General features: G+C 50.1%; 2 protein-coding genes. Both read right to left on the bottom strand.

Annotated features, from left to right (window positions below):
* A partial coding sequence (gene tssI, locus AC2204_RS20570; protein ID WP_318927755.1) for a type VI secretion system tip protein TssI/VgrG occupies positions 1-1094 on the bottom strand: 1094 nt, incomplete at its 3' end.
* A gap of 136 nt (positions 1095-1230) precedes the next feature.
* Positions 1231-1572: type VI secretion system tube protein TssD (gene tssD, locus AC2204_RS20565; RefSeq protein ID WP_318927754.1), on the bottom strand; the 342-nt coding region annotated here is incomplete at its 5' end.

The raw sequence follows: 1572 nt of genomic DNA, 5'->3' as shown, positions 1-1572 counted from the left end.
ATATACGGCTTGGTAATGGGCTCGGCTCGAAACGCGGCTTCCCACGGAGTGGCGATAAAATCTGCGTTATAGGTTGCCGCCCCGTCAGCAAACTCTTCCAATGCCTGTGGCTGCTTGCCCTGGTGTTTCACTTCCACCAGCAGCCAGGGTTCATTCCATTGATCATTGGGGTGCGCTTCCAGCGGCTGAAAATACCCGCTGGTGAGTTGGGTACAGTCACTTTTCCCGGTTACCCGCTGCTTATGAATTCTGGCCTGCTCTAAGGTTAGTGTCGCGATACGTGTTCCGTCGGCGTCGGTTGTGAACTGGCCGGGATAATGAAAGGCTTCCAGAGGTTGTTCGTTAGAGATATTGCTGACCTTGAGCCCTTGCGGTCTGAAATCGGGGCGCTCAAAGGTGAAGTCGGTCAGCGACACTTTGCCGGTCTGGGTTTGCTCTAACAGCGAAAAGTGATGAATGATGTCGCGGTCTTTTGCCATGCCGTGACTGTGCCGGTATGGCAATGCGGGCAGTTCGAGAAAGCCATCCTGCCCGTCGGCAATGACCATAACATGACCGGTCTCGGTGTGTTCAAAATGGTAATGGAGCCCTTCTTCACTCATCAACCTGGCAATGAACCGCATATCCGATTCACCGTATTGCACGCAGTATTCACGCACCGGGAGACTATTTGAGAGCCGCTGTTCATATTCATGGCTTAAAATCCCCGCATCGGTAAAGATGGTGGTGATAATGTCAGAGACGCTCTGGTTCTGAAAAATACGGAAGTTAGTGCGGTGGGTTAATAGCTGGACGCGAGGGGTTATCGTCAGACGATACTGACAGTGACGATCACTGTGGGTTAGCTGCTCGATACCGTAGACCATTCCGCACACAAAACGCGGTTCGAGGCCATTATTATGATACAGGGCTAAACGCACGGGTAATTGCAGCCAGCTGTCGAGCTGCAGGGCCGGATCATCGCACACGAAAATAACTGAGAAATTGAATAATTGACTGATACCTTCTTGACCTTCGAAAGCATAGAGCCTTAACGGAAGATTGATCGTTGCAACATCTAATTCAAATTGCGCCTGATTGGCGTTCCTTGCCATAACGTCATCCTGATTAATACACAGCTACCGCATACCAGAGATATACGAACTGGCAAATGTAAACACATCGATTTATGTTCTGAAAACAGAAGAAAATGAAGAGGGAAACCTGCCCCCTTCGAGACAGATCTCAGGCTTATGCCTTCATTGCAGTGCGCCAGTCGTCACCGCCCGATGTACCCGACACTTCGTGGGTCCAGTCGATTTTACGGTAAGTCATGAGTACATCTTCAAGATGAGTAAAATGCGCCTGACCAGGATCCTGGCAGTTCGGCATTGATGCGGTAACATCCACGACGATGGCATCAGTCAATGTGGTGGTAAAGTAATGCTCTTGGCTGCCTGTTGCTGATGTGCGGTACCATTTAATTTCAACTTTAGGCAGACGTTCGCCGGAAGTCAGTGCGTTATAGATAAGTGGCGAACACTTATCAAACACTTTGGTGATTTTCACTGGCTTGTGCACGCGCTGACCGGT

The organism is Photobacterium sp., from assembly GCF_057456235.1.
The sequence above is the reverse complement of the archived record's forward strand: the minus strand, read 5'-3'. Positions and strand labels throughout refer to the sequence as shown.